The sequence below is a fragment of the Virgibacillus sp. W0181 genome, from assembly GCF_051846915.1.
Classification (GTDB): domain Bacteria; phylum Bacillota; class Bacilli; order Bacillales; family Amphibacillaceae; genus JBPYCR01.
Map to the genome: position 1 here is coordinate 1 of NZ_JBPYCR010000068.1, position 1753 is coordinate 1753.

9 tRNA genes and 2 rRNA genes are annotated in these 1753 nt (G+C 47.9%); all 11 read left to right on the forward strand.

The features are described from left to right. The first annotated feature begins 11 nt into the window (after positions 1-11). A 5S ribosomal RNA gene (gene rrf, locus ACLIBG_RS15490) occupies positions 12-127 on the forward strand. Between the two features lie 75 nt (positions 128-202). After that, positions 203-278: transfer RNA gene (locus ACLIBG_RS15495), tRNA-Val, on the forward strand. A gap of 60 nt (positions 279-338) precedes the next feature. Beyond that, positions 339-414, forward strand: a tRNA-Thr gene (locus ACLIBG_RS15500). Positions 415-530: 116 nt separating this feature from the next. Continuing rightward, positions 531-606: transfer RNA gene (locus tag ACLIBG_RS15505), tRNA-Lys, on the forward strand. A 6-nt stretch (positions 607-612) separates the two neighbouring features. Beyond that, positions 613-697, forward strand: a tRNA-Leu gene (locus ACLIBG_RS15510). Positions 698-781: 84 nt separating this feature from the next. Beyond that, positions 782-856 (forward strand) — tRNA-Gly (locus tag ACLIBG_RS15515). Between the two features lie 25 nt (positions 857-881). Next, positions 882-971: transfer RNA gene (locus tag ACLIBG_RS15520), tRNA-Leu, on the forward strand. 3 nt (positions 972-974) lie between these two features. Further along, positions 975-1048: transfer RNA gene (locus ACLIBG_RS15525), tRNA-Arg, on the forward strand. 7 nt (positions 1049-1055) lie between these two features. Next, positions 1056-1132: transfer RNA gene (locus ACLIBG_RS15530), tRNA-Pro, on the forward strand. Positions 1133-1152: 20 nt separating this feature from the next. Beyond that, positions 1153-1228: transfer RNA gene (locus ACLIBG_RS15535), tRNA-Ala, on the forward strand. 174 nt (positions 1229-1402) lie between these two features. Continuing rightward, positions 1403-1753: ribosomal RNA gene (locus ACLIBG_RS15540) — 16S ribosomal RNA — on the forward strand; the annotation flags it as partial.

The following is a 1753-nucleotide window of genomic DNA, read 5'->3' on the forward strand; positions in this document are numbered from 1 at the left end:
ATCCGTAACGGTCTGGCAGTTATAGCGGAGAGGTCACACCTGTTCCCATACCGAACACAGCAGTTAAGCTCTCCAGCGCCGATGGTAGTTGAGGCTTTGCCTCTGCAAGAGTAGGACGCCGCCAGGCGAATATGTTTTATCGTTTTTCATTAAAATTAGTCATAATAAATGTACTAGCTATAAAATTTTGACTTTTTTACTTGGAGGATTAGCTCAGCTGGGAGAGCACTTGCCTTACAAGCAAGGGGTCGCAGGTTCGAGCCCTGCATCCTCCACCATTGACTGTATTGTTACATGTAAATTGACAATTAAAGAACATTCAAAATACAACTGTTAATGCCGGCCTAGCTCAACTGGTAGAGCAACTGACTTGTAATCAGTAGGTTGGGGGTTCAAGTCCTCTGGCCGGCACCATTAAAGTGAAAGATTGTACTAATTGACCAAACTGATAGAGCTATGTATTATAAATAATATTTGCTGTATTGGGAAGTTTAATTGGGAGTAAGTTATAACCCAAGTTTTGTTTTAAAGAGCCATTAGCTCAGTCGGTAGAGCATCTGACTTTTAATCAGAGGGTCACAGGTTCGATTCCTGTATGGCTCACCATGTTGTGCGGGTGTGGCGGAATCGGCAGACGCGCTAGACTTAGGATCTAGTGTCTTCGGACGTGGGGGTTCAACTCCCTTCACCCGCACCATTTAATCAATAAACATTTATCTGTAAAGAGCCATTGCATAAGCATAATGTGACAAACTAAAAAAGATGAATATGCGTTTCAACTGCGGAAGTAGTTCAGTGGTAGAACACCACCTTGCCAAGGTGGGGGTCGCGGGTTCGAATCCCGTCTTCCGCTCCAGAATAATATTGAACAATGCCGGAATGCCGGGGTGGCGGAAATGGCAGACGCACAGGACTTAAAATCCTGCGGTAGGTGTACTACCGTGCCGGTTCGATTCCGGCCCTCGGCACCATTAGCGCCCGTAGCTCAATTGGATAGAGCGCTTGACTACGGATCAAGAGGTTAGGGGTTCGACTCCTCTCGGGCGCGTATTTAACGGGAAGTAGCTCAGCTTGGTAGAGCACATGGTTTGGGACCATGGGGTCGCAGGTTCAAATCCTGTCTTCCCGACCATTTTAATAAAGTTTCAATTTGGGGCCTTAGCTCAGCTGGGAGAGCGCCTGCCTTGCACGCAGGAGGTCAGCGGTTCGATCCCGCTAGGCTCCACCATATAATATTGTTATTTGCTCCTTGAAAACTGAACAAAACAACTCGTATGTCAGAGTGAAAAACACCTCCGTGTTTTTCCTCTACAAGTCAGATCTTTCTATTAAGGAAGCTGACTATAAATGAAACAAGCTAAGATATAAAGGTGATTAACCGGTGTTAATCATCGCACAAACTTTTATGGAGAGTTTGATCTTGGCTCAGGACGAACGCTGGCGGCGTGCCTAATACATGCAAGTCAAGCGCGGGAAGCAGGCGGAATCCTTCGGGAGGAAGCCTGTGGAACGAGCGGCGGATGGGTGAGTAACACGTAGGCAACCTGCCTGCAAGACCGGGATAACTCGCGGAAACGCGAGCTAATACCGGATGATCCGAGTAATCTCCTGATTGCTCGGTAAAAGGCGGCATTAGCTGTCACTTGCAGATGGGCCTGCGGCGCATTAGCTAGTTGGTAGGATAACAGCCTACCAAGGCAACGATGCGTAGCCGACCTGAGAGGGTGATCGGCCACACTGGGACTGAGACACG